The sequence below is a fragment of the Ramlibacter sp. WS9 genome, from assembly GCF_003797765.1.
Classification (GTDB): domain Bacteria; phylum Pseudomonadota; class Gammaproteobacteria; order Burkholderiales; family Burkholderiaceae_C; genus Ramlibacter.
On sequence record NZ_RKMB01000104.1, the window covers coordinates 1 to 701 of the forward strand.

The window sequence follows — 701 nt, forward strand, 5'->3', positions numbered from 1 at the left end:
TGGTGACGCCGCTCGGGGTGATCCTCGGGCTGTTCCTGATCGACCCGTCCATCGCCCTCGGCCTGCTCGTCGCCGGTGCCGTCCTCGCCGCGCTGTTGCGCTGGAGCGGGCGGCGCAATCTGGCGGCGGAGGATGCCCGGCTGGCCGCCGAGCGCGACGCCGCACGGCAGTTGCAGGCGTTCGCCGAACGCCAGCCGCTGCTGCGCGCGGCGCAGCGCGAAAGCGTCGCCCGCCAGGGGCTGGAAGAGGCCTTGCGCAGTCTCCACCGCAGCACCCTGGAACTGTTGCGGCGCAGCCTGCCCAGCGGCCTCGGCTTCGCCCTGGCGGTGCAGGCGGCGTTCGCCTTCGCCCTGCTCGGCGGCGCCTGGGCGGTGGAGCGGCAATGGCTGGACGGCGCGCGGCTGGTGGCCGTGCTGGTGCTGCTGGTGCGCTTCATCGAGCCGCTGGCCCAGCTCACCCATCTCGACCAGGCGTTGCGCGGCGCCTGGCAGGCGCTGGACACCCTGCTGCGGGTTTTCGCCCTGGCTCCGCTGCACAGCCCCGAGCCGGGCGAGCGGCCGCACGACGCCAGCCTGGCGGCCGAGGCCGTGGAATTGCGCCTGGAAGATGGCCGCGCCTTGCTCGAGGACATTTCCCTGAGGCTGGAGCCGGGTTCGCTGAACGTCCTCGTCGGACCCTCCGGGGCCGGCAAGAGCAGCCTG

Annotated in this window: 1 pseudogene; it reads left to right on the forward strand. The window is 73.8% G+C overall.

Going from position 1 to position 701, the window contains the following annotated elements:
• Positions 1-701: pseudogene (pchI, locus tag EEB15_RS33140) on the forward strand (ABC transporter ATP-binding protein PchI); the annotation flags it as partial.